Annotated in this window: 27 protein-coding genes and 4 tRNA genes; 30 read left to right on the top strand and 1 reads right to left on the bottom strand. The window is 35.8% G+C overall.

Going from position 1 to position 26,820, the window contains the following annotated elements; all coding sequences use genetic code 11:
* Window positions 1-563: 563 nt before the first annotated feature.
* From rpmH to spo0J, 10 genes are all read left to right on the top strand, one after another.
* Complete coding sequence (gene rpmH, locus NSS97_RS27820) at window positions 564-698, top strand: 50S ribosomal protein L34 (protein ID WP_000831901.1); 135 nt, start codon at window positions 564-566, stop codon at window positions 696-698.
* 76 nt (window positions 699-774) lie between these two features.
* A complete protein-coding gene (rnpA, locus tag NSS97_RS27815) occupies window positions 775-1,122 on the top strand; it encodes a ribonuclease P protein component (protein ID WP_002089963.1) in 348 nt (115 codons plus the stop codon).
* Window positions 1,123-1,174: 52 nt separating this feature from the next.
* Window positions 1,175-1,942 (top strand): YidC family membrane integrase SpoIIIJ, encoded by a 768-nt coding sequence (spoIIIJ, locus tag NSS97_RS27810; protein ID WP_044438327.1) that lies wholly within the window; start codon window positions 1,175-1,177, stop codon window positions 1,940-1,942.
* Window positions 1,939-2,556 carry an RNA-binding cell elongation regulator Jag/EloR gene (gene jag, locus NSS97_RS27805; RefSeq protein ID WP_044438328.1) on the top strand — a complete coding sequence of 206 codons (618 nt, stop codon included), beginning with the start codon at window positions 1,939-1,941 and terminating at the stop codon, window positions 2,554-2,556. Before spoIIIJ ends, jag begins: the two co-directional genes overlap by 4 nt.
* 227 nt (window positions 2,557-2,783) lie before the next feature.
* Window positions 2,784-4,160 (top strand): tRNA uridine-5-carboxymethylaminomethyl(34) synthesis GTPase MnmE, encoded by a 1,377-nt coding sequence (gene mnmE, locus NSS97_RS27800; RefSeq protein ID WP_002034990.1) that lies wholly within the window; start codon window positions 2,784-2,786, stop codon window positions 4,158-4,160.
* Window positions 4,161-4,218: 58 nt separating this feature from the next.
* Entirely contained in the window at window positions 4,219-6,108 is a 1,890-nt protein-coding gene (gene mnmG, locus NSS97_RS27795; protein ID WP_044438329.1) for a tRNA uridine-5-carboxymethylaminomethyl(34) synthesis enzyme MnmG, read from the top strand.
* A gap of 22 nt (window positions 6,109-6,130) precedes the next feature.
* On the top strand, window positions 6,131-6,850 hold the full coding sequence (rsmG, locus tag NSS97_RS27790; protein WP_002089956.1) for a 16S rRNA (guanine(527)-N(7))-methyltransferase RsmG: 720 nt from the start codon (window positions 6,131-6,133) through the stop codon (window positions 6,848-6,850).
* A gap of 105 nt (window positions 6,851-6,955) precedes the next feature.
* Complete coding sequence (gene noc, locus NSS97_RS27785) at window positions 6,956-7,828, top strand: nucleoid occlusion protein (protein ID WP_002016471.1); 873 nt, start codon at window positions 6,956-6,958, stop codon at window positions 7,826-7,828.
* 186 nt (window positions 7,829-8,014) lie between these two features.
* Entirely contained in the window at window positions 8,015-8,776 is a 762-nt protein-coding gene (soj, locus tag NSS97_RS27780) for a sporulation initiation inhibitor protein Soj (RefSeq protein WP_002016469.1), read from the top strand.
* Window positions 8,769-9,620, top strand: a complete 852-nt coding sequence (gene spo0J / locus NSS97_RS27775) for a stage 0 sporulation protein Spo0J (protein WP_341114587.1) — start codon at window positions 8,769-8,771, stop codon at window positions 9,618-9,620. The genes soj and spo0J overlap by 8 nt, the downstream gene beginning before the upstream one ends.
* Window positions 9,621-9,640: 20 nt before the next feature.
* Here the strand turns inward: spo0J and yyaC are convergent, their stop codons facing one another.
* On the bottom strand, window positions 9,641-10,237 hold the full coding sequence (gene yyaC, locus NSS97_RS27770; RefSeq protein WP_044438330.1) for a spore protease YyaC: 597 nt from the start codon (window positions 10,235-10,237) through the stop codon (window positions 9,641-9,643).
* Window positions 10,238-10,497: 260 nt separating this feature from the next.
* Between yyaC and NSS97_RS27765 the strand changes: the two genes are divergently transcribed.
* The 20 genes from NSS97_RS27765 to NSS97_RS27670 all read left to right on the top strand — a co-directional run bounded on the left by NSS97_RS27765 (window position 10,498) and on the right by NSS97_RS27670 (window position 26,787).
* Window positions 10,498-11,355, top strand: coding sequence for a mechanosensitive ion channel family protein (locus tag NSS97_RS27765; RefSeq protein ID WP_002089952.1), 858 nt, complete (start codon window positions 10,498-10,500; stop codon window positions 11,353-11,355).
* 20 nt (window positions 11,356-11,375) lie between these two features.
* Window positions 11,376-11,573, top strand: a complete 198-nt coding sequence (locus tag NSS97_RS27760; protein WP_000436054.1) for a DUF951 domain-containing protein — start codon at window positions 11,376-11,378, stop codon at window positions 11,571-11,573.
* A 115-nt stretch (window positions 11,574-11,688) separates the two neighbouring features.
* Entirely contained in the window at window positions 11,689-12,789 is a 1,101-nt protein-coding gene (gene ychF / locus NSS97_RS27755) for a redox-regulated ATPase YchF (protein ID WP_002130188.1), read from the top strand.
* Between the two features lie 191 nt (window positions 12,790-12,980).
* Window positions 12,981-13,271 (top strand): 30S ribosomal protein S6, encoded by a 291-nt coding sequence (rpsF, locus tag NSS97_RS27750; RefSeq protein WP_001233782.1) that lies wholly within the window; start codon window positions 12,981-12,983, stop codon window positions 13,269-13,271.
* A 26-nt stretch (window positions 13,272-13,297) separates the two neighbouring features.
* The gene (gene ssb, locus NSS97_RS27745) at window positions 13,298-13,819 is read left to right on the top strand and encodes a single-stranded DNA-binding protein (protein WP_000981963.1); all 522 of its coding nucleotides are present in this window, start codon (window positions 13,298-13,300) and stop codon (window positions 13,817-13,819) included.
* Between the two features lie 44 nt (window positions 13,820-13,863).
* Window positions 13,864-14,097: a 30S ribosomal protein S18 gene (gene rpsR, locus NSS97_RS27740; protein ID WP_000918874.1), complete on the top strand. Its 234-nt coding sequence runs from the start codon at window positions 13,864-13,866 to the stop codon at window positions 14,095-14,097.
* 81 nt (window positions 14,098-14,178) lie between these two features.
* On the top strand, window positions 14,179-15,114 hold the full coding sequence (locus NSS97_RS27735; protein WP_002130187.1) for a YybS family protein: 936 nt from the start codon (window positions 14,179-14,181) through the stop codon (window positions 15,112-15,114).
* A gap of 78 nt (window positions 15,115-15,192) precedes the next feature.
* The gene (locus NSS97_RS27730) at window positions 15,193-17,166 is read left to right on the top strand and encodes a DHH family phosphoesterase (protein WP_044438331.1); all 1,974 of its coding nucleotides are present in this window, start codon (window positions 15,193-15,195) and stop codon (window positions 17,164-17,166) included.
* Entirely contained in the window at window positions 17,163-17,609 is a 447-nt protein-coding gene (rplI, locus tag NSS97_RS27725) for a 50S ribosomal protein L9 (protein WP_044438332.1), read from the top strand. The genes NSS97_RS27730 and rplI overlap by 4 nt, the downstream gene beginning before the upstream one ends.
* 27 nt (window positions 17,610-17,636) lie before the next feature.
* A complete protein-coding gene (gene dnaB, locus NSS97_RS27720; RefSeq protein ID WP_002016457.1) occupies window positions 17,637-18,998 on the top strand; it encodes a replicative DNA helicase in 1,362 nt (453 codons plus the stop codon).
* Between the two features lie 215 nt (window positions 18,999-19,213).
* A complete protein-coding gene (locus NSS97_RS27715) occupies window positions 19,214-20,503 on the top strand; it encodes an adenylosuccinate synthase (RefSeq protein WP_002016456.1) in 1,290 nt (429 codons plus the stop codon).
* Window positions 20,504-20,657: 154 nt separating this feature from the next.
* Window positions 20,658-20,733, top strand: a tRNA-Lys gene (locus NSS97_RS27710).
* Between the two features lie 13 nt (window positions 20,734-20,746).
* Window positions 20,747-20,818, top strand: a tRNA-Glu gene (locus tag NSS97_RS27705).
* A gap of 21 nt (window positions 20,819-20,839) precedes the next feature.
* Window positions 20,840-20,915 (top strand) — tRNA-Asp (locus tag NSS97_RS27700).
* Window positions 20,916-20,956: 41 nt separating this feature from the next.
* Window positions 20,957-21,029, top strand: a tRNA-Phe gene (locus NSS97_RS27695).
* Between the two features lie 282 nt (window positions 21,030-21,311).
* On the top strand, window positions 21,312-22,019 hold the full coding sequence (walR, locus tag NSS97_RS27690) for a cell wall metabolism DNA-binding response regulator WalR (RefSeq protein WP_000971867.1): 708 nt from the start codon (window positions 21,312-21,314) through the stop codon (window positions 22,017-22,019).
* 3 nt (window positions 22,020-22,022) lie between these two features.
* Window positions 22,023-23,858, top strand: coding sequence for a cell wall metabolism sensor histidine kinase WalK (gene walK, locus NSS97_RS27685; protein ID WP_044438333.1), 1,836 nt, complete (start codon window positions 22,023-22,025; stop codon window positions 23,856-23,858).
* Window positions 23,855-25,192, top strand: coding sequence for a YycH family regulatory protein (locus NSS97_RS27680; protein ID WP_002167281.1), 1,338 nt, complete (start codon window positions 23,855-23,857; stop codon window positions 25,190-25,192). Before walK ends, NSS97_RS27680 begins: the two co-directional genes overlap by 4 nt.
* Complete coding sequence (locus tag NSS97_RS27675) at window positions 25,173-26,009, top strand: two-component system regulatory protein YycI (protein ID WP_002130182.1); 837 nt, start codon at window positions 25,173-25,175, stop codon at window positions 26,007-26,009. Before NSS97_RS27680 ends, NSS97_RS27675 begins: the two co-directional genes overlap by 20 nt.
* Window positions 25,993-26,787: an MBL fold metallo-hydrolase gene (locus NSS97_RS27670; RefSeq protein ID WP_002130181.1), complete on the top strand. Its 795-nt coding sequence runs from the start codon at window positions 25,993-25,995 to the stop codon at window positions 26,785-26,787. Before NSS97_RS27675 ends, NSS97_RS27670 begins: the two co-directional genes overlap by 17 nt.
* Window positions 26,788-26,820: the final 33 nt, after the last annotated feature.

The following is a 26,820-nucleotide window of genomic DNA, read 5'->3' as shown; positions in this document are numbered from 1 at the left end:
AGGTGTCCCTCCTTTACAAAGATGGTAAAAGAATAAGGTTGTGCAACAATTGTACAACCTGTAAATACTTCTAATGCATATTTATACGAAACGTATTTTAAAATATAAAAACGTCGTTAGTATCCGAGATAGAGTTTTCGACAAAATAACACATGTGGACAACTATTTACTCACATGTGATTTAAACTATCCACATGTTATACACAAATTGTGGATAAAATAAAGGTGTGGAAAACTTATTCAAAGTGAAAACACAACTATAATATCAAAAAAAAGCAGCTATAGCAATGAATTTAAGAAAGTTATCCACAAAATCAATACCTTGTGGAATAAACTTGTCCACAATACGATATACTGTGTAAAAGTAAAAAAAGAGTTTGTGGATACAAAAAAGAGAAAATATATTTATCCACAAGGAAATATAGGTACTGTGAAAAAGTTTGTGAATAGGTTAAAAATGAATATTTGATGAAAATTTCGAGAACCATTGACATTTTCCTATTTGATTTACTATAATTTATTAGACTGTCTTTAACAGATATTCCTCAGGGAGGTGTCATATAATGAAAAGAACTTACCAACCAAATAAACGTAAGCGCAGCAAAGTACATGGTTTCCGCAGCCGTATGAGCACAGCAAACGGACGTAAAGTGCTAGCAGCTCGTCGTCGTAAAGGAAGAAAAGTATTATCTGCGTAGACCACTGATCGTTCAGTGGTCTTTTTTTCTAATAATAATGAGTTTCCGCTGATGAAATACAGGAGTGTCAAATGATATGAAGAAAAAAAATCGTATAAAAAAGAATGATGAATTCCAGGCTGTTTTCCAAAAAGGACAATCGAATGCCAATCGCCAGTTTGTTGTATACAAATTAGATAAAGAAAAACAGCCACATTTTCGCATTGGTCTTTCTGTTAGTAAGAAAATAGGAAATGCAGTAGTGCGTAATCGAATTAAGCGTATGATTCGCCAATCGATTATAGAATTAAAAGATGAGATAGATTCTGGAAAAGATTTTGTTATAATAGCAAGGAAGCCTTGTGCAGAGATGACATATGAAGAGTTAAAGAAAAGCTTAATTCATGTCTTTAAACGCTCTGGTATGAAAAGAATAAAAAAGTAGCGTAAGGAAATGAATTACACTATATACATACCGAAACAAGGAGGAGCAGGCTTTGAAAAAGAAAATAGGTTTATTAGCCATGGTTATTATGCTAATGGCAATTGCTACTGGCTGTAGTGAAACAAATCAACCGATTACACCGAAAAGCACTGGGATTTGGAATGAATATTTCGTATACCCGCTTTCTCAGTTAATCACGTATTTTGCAGAATTATTTGATAGTAATTACGGTTTAGCAATCGTTGTTACAACTCTTATCATTCGTTTTGCATTATTACCATTAATGATTAAACAAACGAAGAGTACGAAAGCAATGCAGGCGTTACAACCAGAAATGGTGAAATTAAAAGAGAAATATAGTTCTAAAGATCAAGCAACACAGCAAAAACTACAACAAGAAATGATGCAGTTATATCAAAAGAATGGTGTAAACCCATTAGCAGGATGTTTACCAATATTTGTTCAGATGCCTATTTTATTCGCGTTTTATCATGCGATTATGAGAACAACAGCAATTAGTGAACATACATTTTTATGGTTCGATTTAGGACAGGCGGATCCGTTCTATATCCTTCCAATTGTTGCAGCTATTACGACGTTTATTCAGCAAAAGCTTGCAATGGCAGGAACGGCTGGACAAAATCCGCAAATGGCAATGATGATTTGGCTTATGCCAATTATGATTTTAGTCTTTGCAATTAACTTCCCAGCAGCACTATCATTGTACTGGGTAGTTGGTAATATCTTTGGTATCGCTCAAATGTATATGATCAAAGGGCCTGAAATTAAGGCTAGTAAGGCAGGAGGATCAAGCAAGTGAGTATGATTACTGCTAAAGGACAAACAGTCGAGCTGGCAGTACAAGATGCTTTAAGACAATTAAATGCTTCGAAAGATCGAGTAGATATAAATATTATTGATGAGGGTAAGAGGGGGTTCCTAGGTTTATTTGGGAATCGCCCCGCTGTTGTAGAAGTTGTATTGAAAAAAGATCCAATCCAAGAATGTGAAGAATATTTAAAAAATGTTATTCAAAATATGGGTGTGGAAGTTGAGATTAGAAAAATTGTAAAAGGACGCGAAGTTGAATTTACAATTTATGGTGAAAACATTGGTGTTTTAATTGGTAAAAGAGGGAATACGTTGAATTCTTTACAGTATTTAACAAAACTTGTTGCGAACCGTAATACAAAGCAATATATTGGTATTACACTGGATGCTGAAAACTATCGTAGTAAAAGAAAAAATACGTTAGAATCTCTTTCCTATCGATTAGCAAAACAAGTAGTGAGTACGAAAAAAAGAGTTGTTTTAGAACCAATGCCTTCTTTCGAACGAAAAATTATTCACCAAGCATTATCTAATCATCAAAATATCATTACAACTTCTGAAGGAAAAGAACCACATCGGTATGTTGTAATATCTTCCAAGTGACCGGTTACTCAATTGAGTGCCGGTTTTTTTGAGGAGAAAATAAATGTGGATAACTAAAAAACACTAAACTTATCCACTGTGAATAAGTTTAGTGTTTTTTACATAAGGACATAATAAAATGAGTTATTATTCTTTTGTAGATAGGTTCGTTATGGTATCCTAATAATTTAGTGACGGAAAAAATTCATGTTGAAATAGAGATAAATAAGCAAGTGAGGTGAAAGGACATGGAATTTGATACAATTGCCGCAATTTCCACAGCGCTTGGGGAAGGTGCAATTGCCATTGTTCGAGTAAGTGGGGATGATGCGATTGAGAAAGTCGATCGTATTTTTAAAGGGAAGGATTTAACACAGGTTTCTTCTCATACAATTCATTATGGTCATATTGTCGATTTAGATACAAATCAAGTTATTGAAGAAGTTATGGTGTCCATTATGCGTGCACCAAGGACTTTTACGCGTGAAAATATAGTAGAAATTAACTGTCATGGTGGACTTGTTTCGGTAAATAAAGTATTACAACTTATTTTAGCGCAAGGAGTACGACTGGCAGAGCCTGGTGAATTTACAAAACGTGCTTTTTTAAATGGACGTATTGATTTGTCACAAGCAGAAGCTGTTATGGACTTAATCCGTGCGAAAACAGATCGTGCTATGAATGTAGCGATTAACCAAATGGAAGGACGATTATCTAAATTAATCGGCCATCTGCGTCAAGAAATATTAGAAACATTAGCTCATATTGAGGTGAATATAGATTACCCAGAATATGATGATGTGGAAGAGATGACGCATAATATTTTAATTGAGAAAGCTACACATGTCCGTGCTGAAATTGCAAAGATATTAGAAACATCGAAGCAAGGAAAGATTTTACGTGAAGGCATTTCTACCGCGATTATCGGTAGACCTAACGTTGGGAAATCATCGCTATTGAATAGTCTTGTTCAGGAGAAAAAGGCAATTGTAACTGATATTGCAGGAACAACTCGTGATGTTATTGAAGAGTACGTTAATGTGCGTGGTGTACCACTTAAACTTATAGATACAGCCGGAATTCGTGAAACGGAAGATATTGTTGAACGAATTGGTGTAGAGCGTTCGAAGGAAATGATGAGCCAAGCAGACTTAGTGTTAATTGTAGTGAATTATAGCGAGGCTTTAACAAATGAAGATGAGGATCTATTCCGTGCCGTACAAGGAAAAGATTTCATTGTTATTGTAAATAAGACAGATTTACCGCAAGAAATTGATATGGAACGTGTTACAGATTTAGCGGTAGGCAATCGTGTTATTACAACATCTTTAATTGAGGAGCAAGGAATAGATGAGCTTGAAAAGGCAATAGCTGATTTATTCTTTGAAGGAACAATTGATTCTGCGGATATGACATACGTGTCTAATGCGAGACATATCGGATTATTAACACAAGCAGGAAGAACAATTAACGATGCAATTGAAGCGATAGAAAATGGTGTTCCGATTGATATGGTTCAAATTGATTTAACAAGAGCGTGGGAAATACTTGGTGAAATTACTGGTGATACTGTCCATGAAAGCTTAATTGACCAATTGTTCTCTCAATTTTGTTTAGGAAAATAAAGTAAAACTTTAATCAGAGATGATTTAGTAAGATAGAGGTTATTAGGAGGAATAAACAATGGGATACAATGCCGGTTTATATGATGTCATAGTAATCGGTGCAGGTCATGCAGGATGTGAAGCTGGTCTTGCGGCAGCACGAATGGGCTCAAAAACATTAATGTTAACAATTAACTTAGATATGGTAGCGTTCATGCCATGTAACCCTTCTGTTGGTGGACCAGCAAAAGGGATTGTTGTTCGTGAAATTGATGCATTAGGCGGAGAAATGGGACGCAATATTGATAAAACACATATTCAAATGCGTATGTTAAATACGGGTAAAGGACCAGCTGTACGCGCGCTTCGTGCACAAGCTGATAAATTCTCTTACCAGCATGAATTAAAGAAAACAATTGAAGAAACACCAAACTTAACGTTGTTTCAAGGTCTGGTAGAGCGTTTAATTGTTGAAGATGGTGTATGTAAAGGGGTAATTACGCAAGCTGGTGCTGAATACACAGCGAAAACAGTTGTAATTACAACGGGAACATTTTTACGTGGTGAGATTATTATGGGAGATTTAAAATATTCAAGTGGTCCAAATAATCAGCAACCATCTATTACATTATCTGAACACTTAGAGGAACTTGGTTTTGATCTTGTTAGATTTAAAACAGGTACACCTCCGCGTGTAAACAGTAATACGATTGATTATAGTAAAACAGAAATCCAACCAGGTGATGATAAGCCACGTGCTTTCTCTTTTGAAACGACAAAATTTATTATGGATCAAATTCCATGTTGGTTAACGTATACAAGTACAGAAACACATCGCTTAATAGATGAAAACTTACATCGCTCAGCTATGTATTCTGGTATGATTAAAGGAACAGGGCCTAGATATTGCCCTTCAATTGAAGACAAGGTAGTAAGATTTAATGATAAACCACGTCATCAAATTTTCTTAGAGCCAGAAGGACGTAATACACAAGAAGTATATGTACAAGGCTTATCGACGAGCTTACCAGAAGATGTACAGCGTGCAATGCTTAGAACAATTCCTGGCCTGGAAAATGTTGAAATGATGCGTACGGGTTATGCAATTGAATATGATGCGATCGTACCAACTCAACTATGGCCAACACTTGAAACGAAAAAAATTAAAAATTTATATACAGCAGGACAAATTAATGGAACTTCTGGTTACGAAGAAGCGGCAGGACAAGGGCTTATGGCTGGAATTAATGCAGCATGTCGTTCTTTAGGTAAAAAAGAAGTTATTTTAGGTCGCGCTGATGCATATATTGGTGTTTTAATTGATGACCTTGTAACAAAAGGCACAAATGAACCATACCGTTTATTAACGTCTCGTGCAGAATATCGTTTATTATTACGCCATGATAATGCAGATCTTCGTCTAACTGAGGTTGGGCGTGAAATTGGTTTAATTAAAGAAGATCGTTATGAGAGATTTACAAATAAAAAACTACAAATTGAGCAGGAAAAGGAACGATTAGAGAGTATTTTTATTAAACCGCGTCCTGAAGTTCAAGAATTAATTCGTAGTATTGGCGGAAGTGAATTGAAAGATGGAATACGGGCAAGTGACTTATTACGTCGTCCAGAAGTGACATATGAGCATATTCATCTTTTAGTACCAAGTGAAGTAGCATTAAGTGATGAAATTACGGAACAAGTTGAAATTCAGACCAAGTACGAAGGATACATTGAAAAATCTTTACAGCAAGTAGAACGTATGAAGAAAATGGAAAGCAAAAAAATTCCTGTGGATATTGATTATGATGCGATTTCTAGCCTTGCCTCAGAAGCGAGACAGAAATTGAAAGATGTTCGTCCGCTTTCAATGGGGCAAGCTTCACGTATTTCTGGCGTAAATCCAGCTGATGTTTCCATTTTGCTTATTTACATTGAACAAGGAAAAATTGCACGAGTATCGAACCAATAACATAGTAAGGGGATATTGCTAGATGAACATAGAACAATTTCAATCTATGCTAGAAGAGAAGGGTATCTCCCTCTCTTCTAGACAGTTAGAGCAGTTCGAAATCTATTTTGAAACATTAGTAGAGTGGAATGAAAAAATGAACTTAACGGCTATTACGGAGAAAGAAGAAGTATACTTAAAACACTTTTTTGATTCTGTTACAGCGGCTTTTTATTATGATTTTTCGAAACCATTTTCTATTTGTGATGTTGGAGCAGGAGCTGGATTCCCAAGTATCCCTTTAAAAATCTGTTTCCCGCACTTAAAAGTAACAATTGTAGATTCATTACAAAAACGTATTAATTTCTTAAATCACTTAGCGCAAAAGTTAGAATTAAGTGATGTTGCATTTTGTCATGATCGTGCTGAAACATTTGGAAAAAAAGAAGGTGTACGTGAAGCATACGATATTGTAATGGCACGTGCAGTTGCACGTCTTTCTGTATTAAGTGAGCTATGTTTACCACTTGTAAAAGTAGGGGGAACATTCATTGCAATGAAAGGCGCAGCGGCTAACGAAGAAATCGAAAATGGCAAATATGCTTTAGAGGTACTTGGTGGAGAATTGAAAGAAATGTCTACGTTCCAATTACCGTTTGAAGAAAGCGAGCGTAATATTTTATTAATCGAGAAAAAGCGCAAGACACCAAAGAAATATCCACGCAAACCGGGAACGCCCAATAAATTACCTATTGAAAAATAAATCTTATTAGACGTAAGATTAAATTATATAAATGAAAACGTAAATGTTTCATAGGAAACATTGTATGTAGAACAGTCAATAGGCCTAAAAGGTGGTGGAATATGTATGAAAAATACGTTTTCTCGTTTATTTGGCTTTGGAGATAAAGAGAGCGAATTCGAATTACAAGACGAAAGCCATGAAGAAATAGCTAAAAAGGTATATGAAGAAATACAGGAAATTCCGATAGTAAACATTACCCCTAACCGTTATCAACCACGAACAGTTTTTGACGATGCACGTATTGAGGAGCTAGCATTAACGATTCGTACACATGGGCTTATCCAGCCGATTGTTGTGAGACAGTATGAGGATGATAAGTACGAGATTATTGCCGGGGAAAGGCGTTTCCGCGCAGCAACAAAGTTAGGGTGGGAAAAAGTTCCTGCAATAATAAAGAATTTAAATGATACTGAGACAGCTTCTGTAGCGTTAATTGAAAATTTGCAGCGTGAGGAATTAACAGCAATTGAGGAAGCTGTGGCATATCAAAAGCTGATTGAGTTACATAATTTAACACAAGAAGCATTGGCACAACGACTTGGAAAAGGACAATCGACAGTCGCAAATAAATTGCGATTATTAAAATTGCCTGAAGAAATCAAAAGTGCATTATTAGAAAAAAGTATTACAGAACGGCATGCTCGCGCCCTTATTCCTTTGAAAAATGAGGAATTACAACTGAAGGTTTTACAAGAGATTGTGGAGAAGCAATTGAATGTAAAGCAAACAGAAGAACGAATTGCAAAGTTACTAGAAGAAGTAAAACCAAAGCGCAAAGCGAAGCAAAAAGCAGTAAGTCGAGATGCGAGAATTGCTATGAACACGATTAGACAATCATTACAAATGGTTGCTAATAGTGGTTTGAATGTTAATTCTGCGGAAGAAGAGTTTGATGAATACTATCAAATTACGATTAAAATTCCGAAGAAAAAATAATTACGTGTTAGAGACCTTATCCTATTGGAGAGGTCTCTTTTACTATATTTTCTTGTTAAAGCAAGAAGGAGTTTAGAAATAAATTTTGAAGTTTAATAAGGACGTAAAAGAAAAACTTTTATTTCATGTTACAATAAACGTAATTGTTTCTAGAATAAGAAAGAAAGGTTGAAAGTAGGTGACATCATGGGAAAAATCATTGCTATTGCTAATCAAAAAGGCGGTGTTGGAAAAACAACAACATCCGTTAATTTAGGGGCTGGATTGGCACAAGTAGGAAAAAAAGTCCTTCTCGTAGATATTGATGCTCAAGGAAATGCAACGACTGGTGTAGGGATTGAAAAGTCTGAATTAGATCAATGTATTTATAATGTTCTTGTAGAAGATGCAGATGTTCAAGGTGCCATACGGAAAACCGCAACTGAAAACTTAGATGTTCTACCCGCTACAATTCAATTGGCTGGTGCTGAAATTGAATTGGTACCAACCATTTCCCGGGAAGTACGCTTGCAAAGAGCGTTACAGCCAATTCGTGATGAATATGAGTATATTATTATTGACTGTCCCCCATCCTTAGGGTTATTAACGATTAATGCATTAACAGCAGCAGATTCTGTTATTATTCCTGTACAGTGTGAATATTACGCGCTGGAAGGGTTAAGTCAGCTATTAAATACAGTTCGACTTGTGCAAAAGCATTTAAATAAAAATTTAGCAATTCAAGGTGTATTGTTAACGATGTTGGATGCTCGTACAAATTTAGGAATTCAAGTTATAGATGAAGTGAAAAAATACTTTAGGGATAAAGTATATCGTTCGATTATTCCTCGTAATGTTCGCTTAAGTGAGGCACCAAGTCATGGAAAACCAATTATGCAGTATGACGCTAAATCAAGAGGAGCAGAAGTATATTTAGATTTAGCAGAGGAAGTGATTGCAGGTGGCTAAGGGATTAGGAAGAGGAATCAATGTGTTTTTTCCAGATTTAGATGTGAAAGAAGAAGAAGCGATTCAGGAGATTATAGTAACTGAATTAAGGCCGAATCCATATCAACCACGTAAACATTTCAATAAAGAAGCGATTCAGGAATTAGCGGCTTCTATTAAAGAGCACGGTATATTGCAACCTTTAATTACTCGAAAGAGTATTAAAGGATATGAAATAGTTGCAGGTGAAAGAAGATATCGTGCTGCTAAAGAGGCCGGACTTGAGAAAGTGCCTGCTGTCGTAAGGCAATTAAATGAGCAGCAAATGATGGAATTTGCTTTGCTTGAAAACTTACAACGAGAAGATTTAAATCCTATGGAAGAGGCAATGGCATATCAGATGTTAATGAACGAGCTAAATGTAACACAAGAACAATTAGCAAAACGTCTTGGTAAAAGCAGGCCTTATATCGCAAATTATACTCGTTTGTTAAGCCTCCCTTCATTCGTTCAAGATATGATTGCAAACGGTCAACTTTCAATGGCTCATGGAAGAACTTTACTTACAATAAAAGATGAAGAACAGTTGAAATCTTTATTGAAGCGAATTGAAAAAGAAGGACTGAATGTTCGCCAATTGGAACAAATTGTCCAGGAAATTAATCAACGTGTTTCACGTGAAACACAACAAGTGAAAAAAGAAAGAAATATATTTTTTGTAGAGCGTGAAACGTTTTTAAGAGAAAAGTTTGGTACGGATGTAAAAATTAAAGAAACGAAAAAAGAAAAAGGTAAAATCGAAATCGAATTTTTTAATAAAGAAGATTTAAATCGAATTTTAGAATTATTATCAAAGGGAAATTAAAAAGCAAACCATCTTATTGTTTATAGATGGTTTGCTTTTTTTAATGCAGATAATTTTTGATCGGTTTCTTTTATACTTTGTGCAATTACATCGGCCATCTTCATGACTAAACTTAGTCTTGTATTTTGAAGTACGAAAAACTCCATGAAACCATTTAAATTTACGATGCCATGAATATGCAAATCACCAATTTCAGGTAATTTCTTATTCATCGCAGCTCCAGGTTTACTGGGGCCCTTTCCGGTAGTTATAGAACCGATACTTTGAGATTTTCCTAAACATGCATCAACAGCAATAATAAATGAAGCAGGATTTTCTTTCTGTATATTCTGAATTTTCGCTTCTAGATTTAGTGCATGTATTGGTTCGTCTAGTGTGCCGAATACTTGAAGGTTTTTGATTTCAATTTGTTCTAGTTTAGTACCAACTAATGGACCAAGTGCATCACCGGTGGAACGGTCTGTTCCGATACAAACGAGAATGAGTGGTATATTAGTCTTAATGGGAATATGGGAAAGTAAGAAATTACTGATTGTCTCAGAGGCTTCTAAGTCATGATGCATAACATTTTGAGTTTCTTTTTCAAAAAAAGGTAAGCGAAAACTTCTAATATTCATGAAGCACCCATCCTTTTAATAAATTTTCACAATATGTTATATGGTGTGTGAAATGGAAAATTATAAGTGCATACTTTTTACAAACTGTGAATGAAAATGGAAATAATAGTACTAGTATATATATATTCGTTTCATTTTATACCTGAATGGAAGTTAACAAATGGAATTAAAGTCATAAATTTTTTTCAGAAATCAGAGAGAGTTCTGATACAATAAGAAGGATAACTAAAAAGAAATTTTAGCTAGAGAGGTAGAGGGACATGGATTTAGCGTTGAAATGGTTTGAGTCCATTGATTGGACGAATATAGGTGTGAAGTCACTAAAAATAATCGTTATTTTAATACTTGGTGCAATCGTTGTGCGAGTTGCAAGGGCAATTGTACGAAATGCGTTTCGTATGGGAAGCCGTTCGCCGATTCAAATTTCAGAACGTCGTACAGTTACGGTAGCGAAGTTGCTTGAAAATATTGTGGCATACGTTGTTATGTTCATTATGTTAATTGCGATTTTAGGTGTGTTTGATATTAATGCGTCAGGTTTATTAGCCGGTGCTGGGGTAATTGGTTTAGCAGTCGGTTTTGGTGCACAAAGTTTAGTTAAAGATGTTATTACAGGATTATTTATTTTGTTAGAGGATCAATTTTCAGTAGGTGATTATGTAAGAATAGGTCAATTTGAAGGAACTGTTTTGGAAATTGGACTACGTACAACGAAGATGAAAAGCTGGACAGGTGAAATTCATATAATACCAAATGGTAGTATTGTACAAGTAACGAACTTTTCCGTTAGTAATAGTGTAGCATTTGTTGATGTATCTATTTCTTATGAAAGTGATATAGTACGAGCGGAGCAAGTTATTGAAGATTTATTAGTAGAATTACCAGAAAAATATGAGAAAATGGTAACAACGCCTCAATTGCTAGGTGTTCAAACATTGGCAGCGTCTGAAGTTGTATTACGTGTTATTGCTGAAGTTGAGCCGATGCAGCATGCAGTTATTGCGAGGGCTCTTCGCAAAGAGATTAAAAATCGTCTTGATTTACATGGGATTGAAATTCCATACCCACGTATGGTTTTATATAGTCGCGAAGAATTAGTTAGTGAAAAAGCAATTTAATAGTGGGAGGGATTTAGAGAATGGAGCAAAAGCAATATAACTTGTACGATGTTGTGGAAATGAAGAAAGCCCATCCATGTGGTGAAAATCGCTGGAAGATTATTCGTATGGGAATGGATATCCGCGTTAAGTGCGAGGGGTGTGACCATTCGGTAATGATTCCTCGAAGAGAGTTTGATCGCAAGGTGAAAAAAATACTTGTGAAGCACGAAGAATAGTGAAAAAGCAACAGCTGCAGTAGACAGCCGTTGCTTTTTTTCATTTGGTGGAAACTTGTCATTTTTTTCGTTACTATCTATAATGATGAAAGATTGAGACATAGGAGTGAAAAATATGGGATTAACGGCTGGGATTGTTGGATTACCTAACGTAGGTAAGTCCACTTTATTTAATGCAATTACACAAGCAGGAGCAGAATCTGCGAACTATCCATTCTGTACAATCGATCCAAACGTAGGGATTGTAGAAGTACCAGATGAGCGTTTAAATAAATTAACGGAATTAGTAGAACCGAAAAAAACTGTTCCGACTGTATTTGAATTTACTGATATTGCAGGTATCGTAAAAGGTGCGAGTAAAGGTGAAGGGTTAGGAAATAAATTCTTATCCCACATTCGTCAAGTAGATGCAATTTGCCAAGTTGTTCGTTGTTTTGAAGATGAAAATATTACGCACGTTTCAGGAAAAGTAGATCCAATTGATGACATTGAAACAATTAACTTAGAACTAATCTTAGCGGATTTGGAATCTGTTGATAAGCGTATCGAACGAGTTGCAAAGTTAGCAAGACAAAAAGATAAAGAAGCTGTATATGAGCATGAAATTTTAGTTCGTTTAAAAGAAGCTTTTGAAGAGGGAAAACCAGCTCGTACTGTTGAATTTACAGAAGAGCAGATGAAGATTGTTAAAGGCCTGCATTTACTTACAACGAAAGAAATGCTGTATGTAGCAAACGTAAGTGAAGATGATATTATGGATCCTTCCGACAATAAATATGTACAAATGGTAAAAGAATTTGCAGCAAATGAAAATTCACAAGTAATTGTTGTATGTGCAAAAATAGAATCAGAAATTGCTGAGTTAGATGAGGAAGAGAAGAAAGTATTCCTTGAAGAACTAGGTATTGAAGAATCTGGTTTAGATCAATTAATTCGTGCTGCATATGACTTATTAGGACTTGCTACTTACTTCACAGCTGGTGTGCAAGAAGTACGTGCATGGACGTTTAAACAAGGTATGAAAGCACCACAATGTGCTGGTGTTATTCATACGGACTTTGAACGTGGATTTATTCGTGCGGAAACAGTTTCTTATACTGATTTAATGACAAATGGCTCTATGACAGCTGCAAAAGAAGCTGGTAAAGTACGTTTAGAAGGAAAAGAGTATATCGTAAAAGACGGAGATGTTATGCACTTCCGCTTTAACGTTTAATTTAATATTTCCTAGGAAAAATAAAGATATGAACTTGGCAAATATATTATGTGTTTGCCAAGTTTTTTACGTATTGGTGAGTTGATTCATATAACTTACTATGATATAATCTAAACTCGTGAGTAATTACTATAAATTAATTGCTCCTTGCCCATTATGGGCCGTTTAGACCAAAAGGAGGTGAAAGTGTAATGAGAAAGTACGAAATTATGTACATCATTCGTCCTGGCGTTGAAGAAGAAGCTCAAAAAGCTTTAGTTGAACGTTTCGCAGGTGTTTTAACAAACAATGGTGCAGAAATCATTAACACAAAAGAGTGGGGTAAGCGTCGTTTAGCTTACGAAATCAACGACTTACGTGAAGGTTTCTACATGATCTTAAACGTGAACTCTAACTCAGAGGCGATTAACGAATTCGACCGTTTAGCTAAGATCAACGAAGATATCCTTCGTCATATCGTTGTTAAAGAAGAAGAAAAATAATTGATATATAAGGGAGAGTGGTTCGATTGATGAATCGTGTTATCCTCGTTGGTCGTTTAACTAAGGACCCTGACTTACGTTACACGCCCAATGGTGTTGCAGTAGCTACTTTTACGTTAGCTGTGAATCGCGCATTTGCGAATCAACAAGGTGAGCGTGAAGCTGACTTTATTAATTGTGTAATATGGCGTAAACAAGCAGAAAACGTGGCAAATTATTTGAAAAAAGGTAGCTTAGCAGGCGTAGACGGACGTCTTCAAACTCGTAATTACGATGGACAAGATGGTAAACGTGTATATGTAACAGAAGTTCTTGCGGAGAGCGTACAATTTTTAGAGCCGCGTAATGGCGGTGGGGAGCAACGTGGTTCATTCAATCAGCAACCATCAGGAGCTGGTTTCGGTAACCAAAGCTCTAACCCATTTGGTCAATCTAGTAATTCAGGTAACCAAGGTAATCAAGGTAACTCTGGATTTACGAAGAATGACGATCCATTTTCGAATGTTGGTCAACCGATTGACATTTCGGACGACGATTTACCATTTTAATGGTGTGAATCGGCTATTTTTAACAAAGAATGGAGGGAATAGACATGGCAGGACGCAAAGGTGGACGTGCGAAGCGTCGTAAGGTGTGTTTCTTTACATCTAACGGCATCACTCGCATTGACTATAAAGATGTTGATTTATTAAAACGTTTCGTTTCTGAGCGCGGTAAAATTTTACCTCGTCGTGTAACAGGAACAAGCGCGAAATACCAACGCAAACTTACAGTTGCAATTAAACGTGCTCGTCAAATGGCACTTTTACCATATGTTGGTGAATAATAGCGTATGAAATGCACAGTAGAGTCGGACTCTACTGTGCATTTTGCTATGCTTTTCTTTTTTTGAAAGAGAGGTTAGATGATGAAGAATACGAAATTTATTACTGAGGGTGCAGCACTGTTAGCGATATATGCAATGTTATTGCTTATATCTATGTATGTTCCAATTTTAGGTACAGTTGTAACGTTTGCGTTGCCATTGCCATTTATATTGCTAACGATAAGATATAGATTATCTAACGCCTTTATAGTTTTTACTGCGGCGCTTTTTATTACTGTTATTGTCAGTCAGCCGATGAACCTAGTAAAGACAACTATGTTTGGATTGATAGGTATCGTTTTAGGATATATGTATAAAAAACGAAAAAAGCCGGTAGAAACTTTAATGGCGGGGACGCTTGCGTACTTAATTGGTATTATGCTCATTTATGTTGCGAGTATAAAGTTTTTTAACATAGATTTAATGAAGCAAATGCAAAATATGTTTAATGAAAGTATGGCGCAAAGTGAAAAGATAGTTACTGCTGCGGGTATGCCTATTAGTAAAGAGCAAAAAGAATTATTTGCACAATTTAATGATGTGTTACAAACGTTATTCCCAAGTTTGCTTGTAATGGTTTCTGTATGTTTTTCTTGGATTACAGTTATGATATCAGGTAGTGTTTTGAGAAAACTAAAGCATGACGTTATACCTTGGCCTAAATTTAAAGATATACAATTACCAAAGAGTATTGTTTGGTATTACGTTATATTTATTTTGCTATCAACTTTTATAAAAGTAGAACCGACATCATATTTACATATGGTATTTTCTAATTTATATGTCATATTTGCTTTACTATTAGTACTGCAAGGTCTGACATTTATCGCTTTTATAGCGCATAGCAAAGGTTTTACGAAAGGTGTTCCTATTATTAGTTTTATTGTCTGCATGTTTATTCCGATGATGTTTCCTCTTGTAACAATCTTAGGTATAATTGATTTAGGGATTTCATTGCGTTCTAAAATAGGGGAATAAAATAATATTCCTTACACTATTTTAATTTGTTTAACTAACTGGAAAGTGAGTTAGTTTTACTTTATAGGAGTTGTATACATGCCTGAATTTTATAAGAAACAGTGGTTTTTATATCCTGTTTACGTATTGGCATTTTTTGTATTCGTGCTAATTTCACTCCTCTGTTACTTTCATTTAATTATGGGGATATCAGCCTTTTTTATCTTTTGTATTGTACTTTTTTTCGTTATACGATTCGAACTTACTTTTCAAAGGAATTTTGAAAAACATACGACAGATATGATTACAAGGGTAAAGAAAGTGAGTAATGAAGCATTTAACCAAATGCCAATTGGTATTTTGTTATACAATAAGGATTATGGGATTGATTGGGCGAATCCTTATTTATCATCATGTTTGGGACAGCATGCATTAGCTGGTTGGCACCTTTACGATGTATCAGAAACATTACTCCTTTTTATTAAGGGGGAAACTTCTGACGATATAGTTTCTTTAAATAATCGAAAGTTTCGTGTTTTTGTAAGGAAAGAAGAAAAGCTAATTTATTTCTTTGATGTAACGGAACAAACAGAAATTGAAAAGATGTATGAAGATCAACGCACTGTTTTAGCTGTTATTTATTTAGATAACTATGATGAAGTTACACAAGGATTAGATGACCAATTACGTACGAATATAACAAGTCTTGTGACGTCACGTCTAAATGAATGGGCCGTTAAGTATGGTGCATATTTGAAACGTGCATCTTCAGAAAGATTCTTCGTTGTACTAAATGAAAGTATTTTAGCGCAAATGGAGAAAGGGAAATTTAGTATTTTGGATCAAGTGCGTGAAGAAACATCAAAAAGGAATATACCACTTACATTAAGTGTTGGTGTTGGCTCAGGTGATTTACCTTTATCAGAACTTGGAGCGATGGCTCAATCTGGTTTAGACCTTGCATTAGGACGAGGAGGAGACCAAGTAGCTATTAAACAAGCAACGGGTAAAGTTAAGTTTTACGGTGGTAAGACAAATCCGGTTGAAAAGCGTACTCGTGTACGTGCTAGGGTTATTTCGCATGCATTAAAGGATTTAGTATTAGAAAGCAGTAATGTCATTATAATGGGGCATAGAGCTCCTGATATGGATGCGATTGGTGCAGCGATTGGTATTTTAAAGGTAGCTCAATTAAATGAGCGCAAAGGATATATTGTATTAGATGAAAATGATTCTGATAAAGGAATCAAACGTTTGATGGATAAAGTGAAACAAAATGAAGAGTTATGGTCACATTTTATTACACCAGGGCAAGCGATGGAATTTGCAAATGATGATTCATTACTTGTTGTTGTTGACACGCATAAACCTTCAATGGTGATGGAGGCAAAACTGTTACACAAGATTGAAAATGTAGTAGTTATTGACCATCATCGCCGCGGGGAAGATTTCATTGAAGATCCATTACTTGTTTATATGGAGCCATACGCTTCTTCAACGGCAGAGCTTGTTACAGAATTACTTGAGTATCAACCGAAAAATTTAAAGATGACAATGTTAGAAGCAACGGCATTGTTAGCTGGTATTATTGTTGATACGAAAAGTTTTACATTCCGTACAGGCGCTCGTACATTTGATGCCGCTTCTTATTTACGCTCGCATGGCGCAGACACTGTACTTGTACAAGAACTTTTAAAAGAAGATATGGGTCAGTATTTACGAGTTGCAAAAGCCATTAAAAATGCGTACATTTATAAAAATGGAATTGCGATTGCTAAAGTTGATGGTGATGAATATTATGACCAAGTACTTATTGCACAATCAGCCGACACATTATTGACGATGACAGGTATCATTGCATCGTTTGTTATTGCAAAACGTGGAGAAAATTTCATTGGAATTAGTGGTAGATCTTTAGGTGAATTGAATGTACAGCTAATTATGGAGAATTTAGGAGGTGGCGGGCACTTAACAAATGCAGCCACACAAATGAAAAATGTTACAGTAGATGAAGCGGAGGAGAAGCTTCGATTTGTTATTGATGACTATTTACAGGGAGGCACACAATCATGAAAGTAATTTTTCTAAAAGACGTAAAAGGTAAAGGTAAAAAAGGAGAAATAAAAAACGTACCAGACGGTTATGCAAATAATTTCTTACTAAAACAGGGGTTAGCTGCCGAAGCGACAAACAGCAGTATGAAAACTTTAGATGCTCAAAAGCGCAAAGAGGAAAAAGATGCAGCAGCAGAAGTTGAGAATGCAAAAGAGCTGAAAGAAACATTAGAGAAATTAACTGTAGAAGTAAAGGTGAAATCTGGAGAAGGTGGCCGCTTATTTGGTTCTATCACGAGTAAACAAATTGTAGATGTAATGCAAAAGTCACACAAGATTAAACTTGATAAACGTAAATTTGAAATGGATGATGCAATCCGTGCATTAGGTTATACGAACGTCACTGTGAAATTGCATCCGCAAGTAACAGCAACAGTAAAAGTTCATGTTAGTGAACAATAAAAATAAATTAAGCAAGGAGGATTGCGCATGAGTGATGTAATGGCTGATCGTACCCCTCCGCATAATATAGAAGCTGAGCAGGCAGTCTTAGGTGCCATATTAATTGATCAGGATGCGTTAACGTCAGCATCGGAACTATTGGTACCTGACTCATTTTATCGAACGAAACATCAAAAGATTTTTGAAGTCATGCTTGGGTTGTCTGATAAGGGAGAACCAATCGACTTAGTAATAATGACATCAGCGATGGCTGATCAAGGATTACTAGAAGAAGTTGGTGGGGTTTCTTATCTAGCAGAGTTAGCAGAAGTTGTTCCAACAGCTGCTAACGTAGAATATTATGCACGCATCATCGCTGAAAAGGCACTTTTACGTCGTTTAATTCGAACGGCGACTCATATTGTATCGGATGGATACGAGCGAGAAGATGATGTGGATGGCCTTTTAAATGAGGCTGAGAAAAAAATATTAGAAGTATCTCACCAAACAAATGCAAAAGCATTCCAAAACATTAAAGATGTTCTTGTAGATGCTTATGATAAAATTGAACTTTTGCATAATCAAAAGGGTGAAGTTACCGGGATACCAACTGGATTTACTGAATTAGATAAGATGACCGCAGGTTTTCAGCGAAATGATTTAATCATCGTGGCGGCGCGTCCATCGGTAGGAAAAACTGCATTTTCACTAAATATCGCACAAAACGTAGCGACGAAAACTGATGAAAATGTAGCGATTTTTAGTTTAGAGATGGGCTCTGATCAGCTTGTTATGCGTATGCTTTGTGCAGAAGGAAACATTGATGCACAAAGACTTCGTACCGGTTCATTAACTTCTGATGATTGGGCGAAATTAACAATGGCGATGGGTAGCCTTTCTAATGCTGGTATATATATTGATGATACACCAGGGATTAAAGTAAATGAGATTCGAGCAAAATGTCGTAGATTAAAGCAAGAGCAAGGTCTTGGGATGGTTTTGATTGACTATTTACAGCTTATTCAAGGAAGTGGGAAATCAGGAGAAAACCGTCAGCAGGAAGTATCTGAGATTTCTCGTACATTAAAAGGGATTGCACGTGAATTGCAAGTACCTGTTATCGCCTTGTCGCAGTTATCTCGTGGTGTAGAATCTCGTCAAGATAAACGTCCGATGATGTCTGACATTCGTGAATCAGGAAGTATCGAGCAGGATGCTGACATTGTAGCCTTCCTATATCGTGAAGATTACTATGACCGTGAAACAGAAAATAAAAATACAATTGAAATTATCATTGCAAAACAACGTAATGGTCCGGTAGGTTCAGTAGAGCTTGCGTTTGTTAAGGAATTTAATAAATTCGTCAACTTAGAACGCCGCTTTGAGGATGGACATGCACCGCACGCATAAAGGCAGTATAAAAAAGAAACACATTTCTTATAATAAGATGTGTTTCTTTTTTTTTATATGAAAGATAGGGCTTTCATAAGATGAATATGTAATTCTTACGAACGAAAACGTTTTTCGATAAAAAAATGTTCGCTTTTTGGTTGACTTCTCTTTCTGTTTTGGTACAATTATATTGTTTGAATAGATCGTTTGAAAATTGCGGAGGTGCTTTAATAATGTCTTCAGTAGTAGTTGTAGGAACACAATGGGGCGACGAAGGAAAAGGTAAAATCACTGATTTTCTTTCTGAGCATGCGGAAGTAGTTGCAAGATATCAAGGTGGAAATAACGCGGGACATACAATTGTTTTCGGCGGAGTTAAATATAAATTACACTTAATTCCATCTGGTATTTTCTATAAAGAGAAAATTTGTGTAATCGGAAATGGCTTAGTAGTAGATCCGAAAGCATTACTTGAAGAGTTGAAATACTTACACGATCGTGGTGTAAGTACTGATAATTTACGTGTAAGTAACCGTGCGCACGTTATTTTACCTTATCACTTAAAACAAGATGAATTAGAAGAAGCGAGTAAAGGTGATAACAAGATCGGTACAACGAAAAAAGGTATCGGTCCTGCATATATGGATAAAGCTGCTCGTATTGGTATCCGTATGGCTGATCTTTTAGACCGTGAAGCGTTTAAAGAGAAGCTTGAGCGTAATTTAGTGGAGAAAAATCGTTTGTTTGAAAAAATGTACGATACAGAAGGTTTCAGCGTAGAAGAAATCTTTGAAGAGTACTTCGAATACGGACAACAAATCGCACATTACGTATGCGATACATCTGTCGTATTAAATGATGCACTAGATAACAATCATCGTGTATTATTTGAAGGCGCACAAGGTGTTATGCTTGATATCGACCACGGTACGTACCCGTTCGTTACATCTTCTAACCCAATTGCTGGTGGTGTAACAGTTGGAACTGGAGTTGGTCCTGCGAAAGTTACTCGCGTTGTAGGTGTATGTAAAGCATATACAAGCCGTGTTGGTGATGGCCCGTTCCCTACTGAACTTAATGATGAAATCGGTCACCAAATTCGTGAAGTTGGTCGTGAATACGGAACAACAACGGGTCGTCCACGCCGTGTAGGTTGGTTCGATAGCGTTGTTGTAAGACATGCACGTCGTGTTAGTGGTTTAACAGATTTATCATTAAACTCTATCGATGTATTAACAGGTATTCCAACTGTTAAAATTTGTGTTGCTTACAAATGCAATGGCGAAGTTATCGATGAAGTTCCAGCTAACTTAAACATTTTAGCGAAATGTGAGCCTGTATATGAAGAGCTTCCAGGTTGGACAGAAGATGTTACTGCTGTGAAATCATTGGATGAGCTTCCTGAAAATGCAAGAAAATACGTAGAGCGTGTTTCTGAATTAACAGGAATCCAATTATCTATGTTCTCGGTTGGACCAGATCGTAATCAAACAAATATCGTTCGTAACGTATACGAAGCTTAATTGATATAAAAAATTGATTTTTTTAAGAAAAAACTCATATTTTTATGAGTTTTTTCTTATTTTTTATAAAAAAATAAAAAAAGGTATTGCAAAAATGAAAGATAACATGTTATGATATGTCTTGTCGTCACGAAAATATGACGTTGGTGAGTATGAGCCATTAGCTCAGTTGGTAGAGCATCTGACTTTTAATCAGAGGGTCGAAGGTTCGAATCCTTCATGGCTCACCATTTTATTTTTCGTGGCCCGTTGGTCAAGTGGTTAAGACACCGCCCTTTCACGGCGGTAACACGGGTTCGAATCCCGTACGGGTCATGTTTTTTTATGTTCATTTTTGGTCCCGTGGTGTAGTGGTTAACATGCCTGCCTGTCACGCAGGAGATCGCCGGTTCGACCCCGGTCGGGACCGCCACTTTTGTTTATACCACCATTAGTGGTTTTATATATAGTTTTGGCTCGGTAGCTCAGTCGGTAGAGCAGAGGACTGAAAATCCTCGTGTCGGCGGTTCGATTCCGTCCCGAGCCACTCTCAGGATATTAAGTGGGCCCACTTAATATCCTTTTTATTTTGTCCAGTTTTACAAATGTGGGTAGTTATTTTACAATAGAATGAGGAGCCTCTAGCAGTTGAAGCTAGAGGTTTTTCTATAGATCGTATAGGATTCTGTGTAAAAGTGGATGATACATGAGTCTATGAGAATAGAGGAGAAATACTTAGACTAAGATTGTTGTCATATAGGAACATACTATAGAAACACCAATATGTTTGAGGATTATTGATCATATTTTTATAAGGAGGAAATAGACGATGATGGGAAAGAAAATTTTAGTAGTTGATGATGAAAAGCCAATTGCGGATATTTTGAAGTTCAACCTAGAAAAAGAAGGTTTTGAAATTGTAATGGCGCATGATGGTGATGAGGCGATTGAAAAAGCAAATGAAGAACAGCCAGATATGGTTTTATTAGATATTATGTTACCGGGAAAAGACGGTTTAGAGGTATGTCGTGAAATACGTAAAAGCTCAGAAATGCCAATTATTATGCTTACAGCAAAAGACTCTGAAATTGATAAAGTATTAGGGCTTGAGCTTGGGGCAGATGATTATGTAACGAAGCCATTTAGTACGAGGGAGTTACTTGCTCGTGTGAAAGCGAATTTACGTCGCCATCAGCAGGGTGGTGCTGCAGAGAAAGAAGAAAATACCGAAATGGTTATTGGACCAATCGTTATCAATTCGAACGCTTATAGTGTAACAAAGCGTGAAGAAAGCATTGAGCTTACACATCGTGAATTTGAATTACTACATTATTTAGCGAAGCATTTAGGTCAAGTTATGACTCGTGAACATTTATTACAAACAGTTTGGGGTTATGATTATTTTGGAGATGTACGTACAGTAGACGTAACAGTACGTCGTTTACGCGAAAAAATTGAAGATAATCCAAGTCATCCTACTTTAATTGTAACTAGACGTGGAGTAGGGTATTACTTGCGTGACCCAGAACAGGAATAGTATATGAAGAAAGTTGGTTTTTTTCAATCTATTCATTTAAAATTTGTGCTCATATATATGCTGTTAATATTAATAGCAATGCAAATAATTGGTGTATATTTCGTCAGGGAATTAGAAAAAAGCCTTGTAAAAGGCTTTCAAGATTCCTTAACGCAGCAAACAAATCTACTTTCTTATAACCTGAAGCAAGAGTTTGTAAAAGAACGTCCTAAAACAGAATCAGTAGATAAAGCTATTAATGATTCGATTCAAAAATTCGCATCAGATCGTAAGAAAGATATTCAAGAAGTAAGTGTAATTGATTCTACTAAAAAATTAATGGCAATTTCAGACGGGTCTAAGCAAAATAAGGTAGGAAGAACGTCAGCAGATACAGCTGTACAACGGGTAATGGTACAAAAGAAACCAGAGTCAAAGATTGAGAAAGATGGAAATACAGGTCATCGAGTTCAAGTTATGATTACCCCTATTCTAAAAGAGCCAGGCGGAGAGGTACTTGGTGTCATTCATATCGTTGCATCTATGGAAGATGTGTATAAACAAATGAAGGACATCAACCAAATTTTCGCAACGGGGACAGTAATTGCTTTATTAGTAACAGCTGTACTTGGAATTTTATTGGCTCAAACAATTACGAGACCAATTTCAGATATGCGAAGACAAGCAATTGAAATGGCGAAAGGAAATTATTCGCGAAAAGTAAAGGTGCATAGTCACGATGAGATTGGACAATTAGCATTATCTTTTAACAATTTATCTAAAAAATTACAACAAGCTCGTTCCTCCACAGAAAGTGAAAGACGAAAATTATCATCCGTTTTATCACATATGACAGATGGAGTAATTGCTACTGATCGAAAAGGGGATATCATTTTATTAAATGATCCTGCAGAAAAGATGTTAAATGTTTCGCGTGAAACGGCGCTAGATCAATCAGTGTTAGAAGTGCTAGGAATACAAGAAGAATTTACACTGGATCATTTATATGAAGAGCCTGATTCAGTTTTATTAGATTTTAGTACGAGAAATGAACCATATATTTTACGTGCTAGTTTCTCTGTTATTCAAAAAGAAACAGGGAAGGCAAATGGTTTAATTGCTGTATTATATGATGTAACAGAGCAGGAGCGGATAGAACAAGAGCGCCGTGAGTTTGTTGCGAACGTATCTCATGAGTTAAGAACGCCGTTAACAACGATGCGCAGTTACTTAGAAGCACTTACTGATGGAGCATGGCAAGATCCCAATATTGCACCGCAATTTTTAACAGTTACACAAGAAGAAACGGAAAGAATGATCAGGCTTGTAAATGCATTGTTACAACTATCTAAACTAGATAGTACAGAACATCGCTTAATGAAGGAATGGGTCGACTTTACTGATTTCTTTAATAACGTTATCGATCGTTTTGAAATGTCTAAAGAGCAAAATGTAAGCTTCAAACGATCTTTCTCTAAAAAATCTCGATTTATTGATATGGATACAGACAAAATTACACAAGTTTTGTATAACATTATTTCCAATGCACTAAAATATTCGCCAGAAGGTGGTACAGTAACATATCGCCTACGTGACCGCGGGGAGTTATTAGAGATTAGTGTGAGTGATCAAGGAATGGGAATTCCGAAAGAAAATGTAGATAAAATATTTGAACGTTTTTATCGTGTAGATAAAGCGCGTTCGAGACAAATGGGTGGTACAGGTCTTGGGTTAGCCATTGCGAAAGAAATGATTGAGGCACATGGCGGCTCGGTTTGGGCGAAAAGTGAGGAAGGAAAAGGGACAACTATTTATTTCACATTGCCAATGGCGACAGATGAAGAGGACGATTGGGAATGAGTATGGAAAACTTTAAAACGATAGTTCTAATTAATTTGGTTGTCATTAGTCTATTTCTTACTTTTAACTTGTGGACATATGTTCCTGATTCTACTTCTATGCAAAATACAAAGTTCGTTCAAGGTAACGAAGAGATAAATACGATAAAGATTTCGGAGGTTGTTCGCCCATCCTCTGTCGTTATTCATAAAGAGAAAAATCATTATGTAAGCGAAAAGAAGGAAAATGTGGATTCGATCTATAAAATTCTTGAAAACGGAGAATTACATAATTTCGAGGAAATAACGTGGACAGTCCCTAAAGGTGATTTTCTGTCTTATGTACACGGAGAAGAAAAAATTGAATTTGTTTTTCCTACAAATATCCCGTTAGATACGATTAAAAATATGTTTAATATTAAAGATAAAAACATAGAAAGTAACAGAAGTTTTAATCGTATTATAATTGATCCTTCTAGAAGTAAGGATCAAGAAATTAAAGTTAGCTTTGTTTCCTATGATACTCCTCATAAAATATATCAAGCAACATTAAGTGGTGCTTATATAAAGGATATTATAAATGCTCAAAATCAACTTATAACAGTAGCAAGACCATATTTTGAGTATCAAATAAATGATACAAAAAAACTTTTTTTACCAGAGGGAATTACGGAATTAAGTAAGGCAGAGTATATTACAGCTAAACTAGAAGTGGATCCATTTAAAAATGCTTTATTTAGTGATCCACGTTATTTAAGTCCTATTTCTGAGAAAACAAAGGAAACATTTACAGATGGCATCCGTTCTATGGAAATTGATAAGTCGGATGCAATGTTGAAATATAAAAATTCCGCTGTACATGGTGATAAATCTACGGATAATGCGGTAATTTTACAAAAAAGTTTTGACTTTGTAAGTGGGCATAGTGGATCCTTGAAGTCCTATCGTTTTGATTATATTAATGGGAGGAAAACTTCATTCCGTTTATATGAGGATGGTTTGCCTGTATTTAATGCAAATGGAATAGCGGAATTAAAACAAGTATGGGGTTCAGGTGAAATTATGCAGTATGAAAGACCCTTTTTTGAGTTCAGTATTACTTTGCCTAGTAAACAACAAACAACTTCTCTCGCATCAGGTCGTACAGTGATGACATCACTAGAGAATAATCCAGAAATTGATAAAAAATCAATTCAGGATGTTGGTATTGGTTATAAAATGTCATTGGAACCGTCCATCAGTGATGTGAGAATCGCTGTCTTACAGCCGATATGGTATGTAAAATGTGAAGAAGATGGTAAGCAACAAATATATGAGTGGAGTGAGGGGGGACTAAATGGATTGGGATCGAATTAAGACCATATTTATTGTGACCTTTTTTGTTTTAGACCTCTTTCTTATCTTTCAGTTCATTCAAAAGCAAGATAGTAATCAATTAGAACTTGTGACGGAAACGAAAATCGATCAACAATTAAAAGCTGAAAAAATTACTATGGGAAATTTTCCTAAAGAACCGAAAAAAGAGTCATTTATAATGGCGAAAAATAAGGGTTTCAAAGAAGAAGATGTGGAATCTTTAAAAAATCAGACAGCGCATGTGCAAGACGAATATCAAATAGAGGGTAAATTAAAAGAGCCTTTTTTAAATACAAAATCATTGTCAAAAGATAAGTATAATGAGTTTTTGAAAAATTATGTGCTGGATGGACAAAAATATGAGTTTGGAGCAATAAAGGACTCAAAAATTTACTTCTTTCAAAAGTATAAAGATAAACCAATCTTCTACAATAATCGTGCGATGATTGTTGTAGATTTAAATGAAAAAAATGAGCTTATTTCATATACACAAACAATGTTAACGGATTTGAAGGAAATGGGCGAAAGCGAAAAGACGAAAGAACAAGAAATTATTACTGCTCAAACAGCTTTAGAAAATATATATTTGAAAAATAAAATTGCAGAAAATACGCACGTGAAAGAGGCGCAGATTGGATATGCGACTCTTGCGGAGTCTTCTTCTAATATACAAGTGCTTGCTCCAACATGGAACTTAAAGACAGAACAAAAAAAGGATTTTTTTGTGAATGCAATTGAAGGACAAGTTATGGAATTAGGGGAAACTCAAGTGCCGGAAGAACATAATGGAGTGAGAAAGAATGAGCATGCATTTTAGTGTACTTGCAAGTGGAAGTACAGGGAATATGCTATATGTAGGAACAGATGAAAAAAAACTGCTTGTCGATGCAGGTTTAAGTGGTAAAGCGACAGAGGCTTTATTTAAACAAGCTGAACTGAATATAAATGACATATCAGGTATTCTTGTAACACATGAGCATAGTGATCACATTAAAGGATTAGGTGTATTGGCGCGTAAATATGATTTACCTGTTTATGCGAACGAGAAAACATGGAATGCAATGGAACATTTAATAGGTAATATCCCAACTGATCAAAAATTCATTTTCTCAGTAGGAGACGTGAAAACATTTGGGGATATTGAAGTTGAATCATTTGGTGTTTCTCATGATGCGGCGGAACCGATGTTTTACGCTTTTCATAACAATAATAGAAAGTTAGCTCTTATTACAGATACGGGCTACGTAAGTGACCGTATGAAAGGTGTTATTAAGGGAGCAAATGCTTTCGTGTTTGAAAGCAATCATGATGTGGAAATGCTTCGTATGGGACGCTATCCATGGAGCATTAAGCGACGTATTTTAAGCGACGTTGGCCACGTTTGTAATGAGGACGCTGCATTAGCGATGGCTGATGTTATTACAGATGAGACAAAACACATTTATTTAGCACATTTAAGCTTAGATAATAACATGAAAGAATTAGCGCGTATGTCTGTATCACAAGTATTAGAAGAAAAAGGTTTTGGGGTTGGAAAATCCTTTGAAATACATGATACGGATCAAAAAATGCCTACGAAAATTCAATACGTATAATTCTTCATTTTAGTAAACAATAAAGGTGAATAT

The sequence above is a fragment of the Bacillus sp. FSL R12-0074 genome (assembly GCF_038005725.1).
GTDB lineage: Bacteria > Bacillota > Bacilli > Bacillales > Bacillaceae_G > Bacillus_A > Bacillus_A mycoides.
This window is presented reverse-complemented; position numbering and strand designations above follow the sequence as displayed.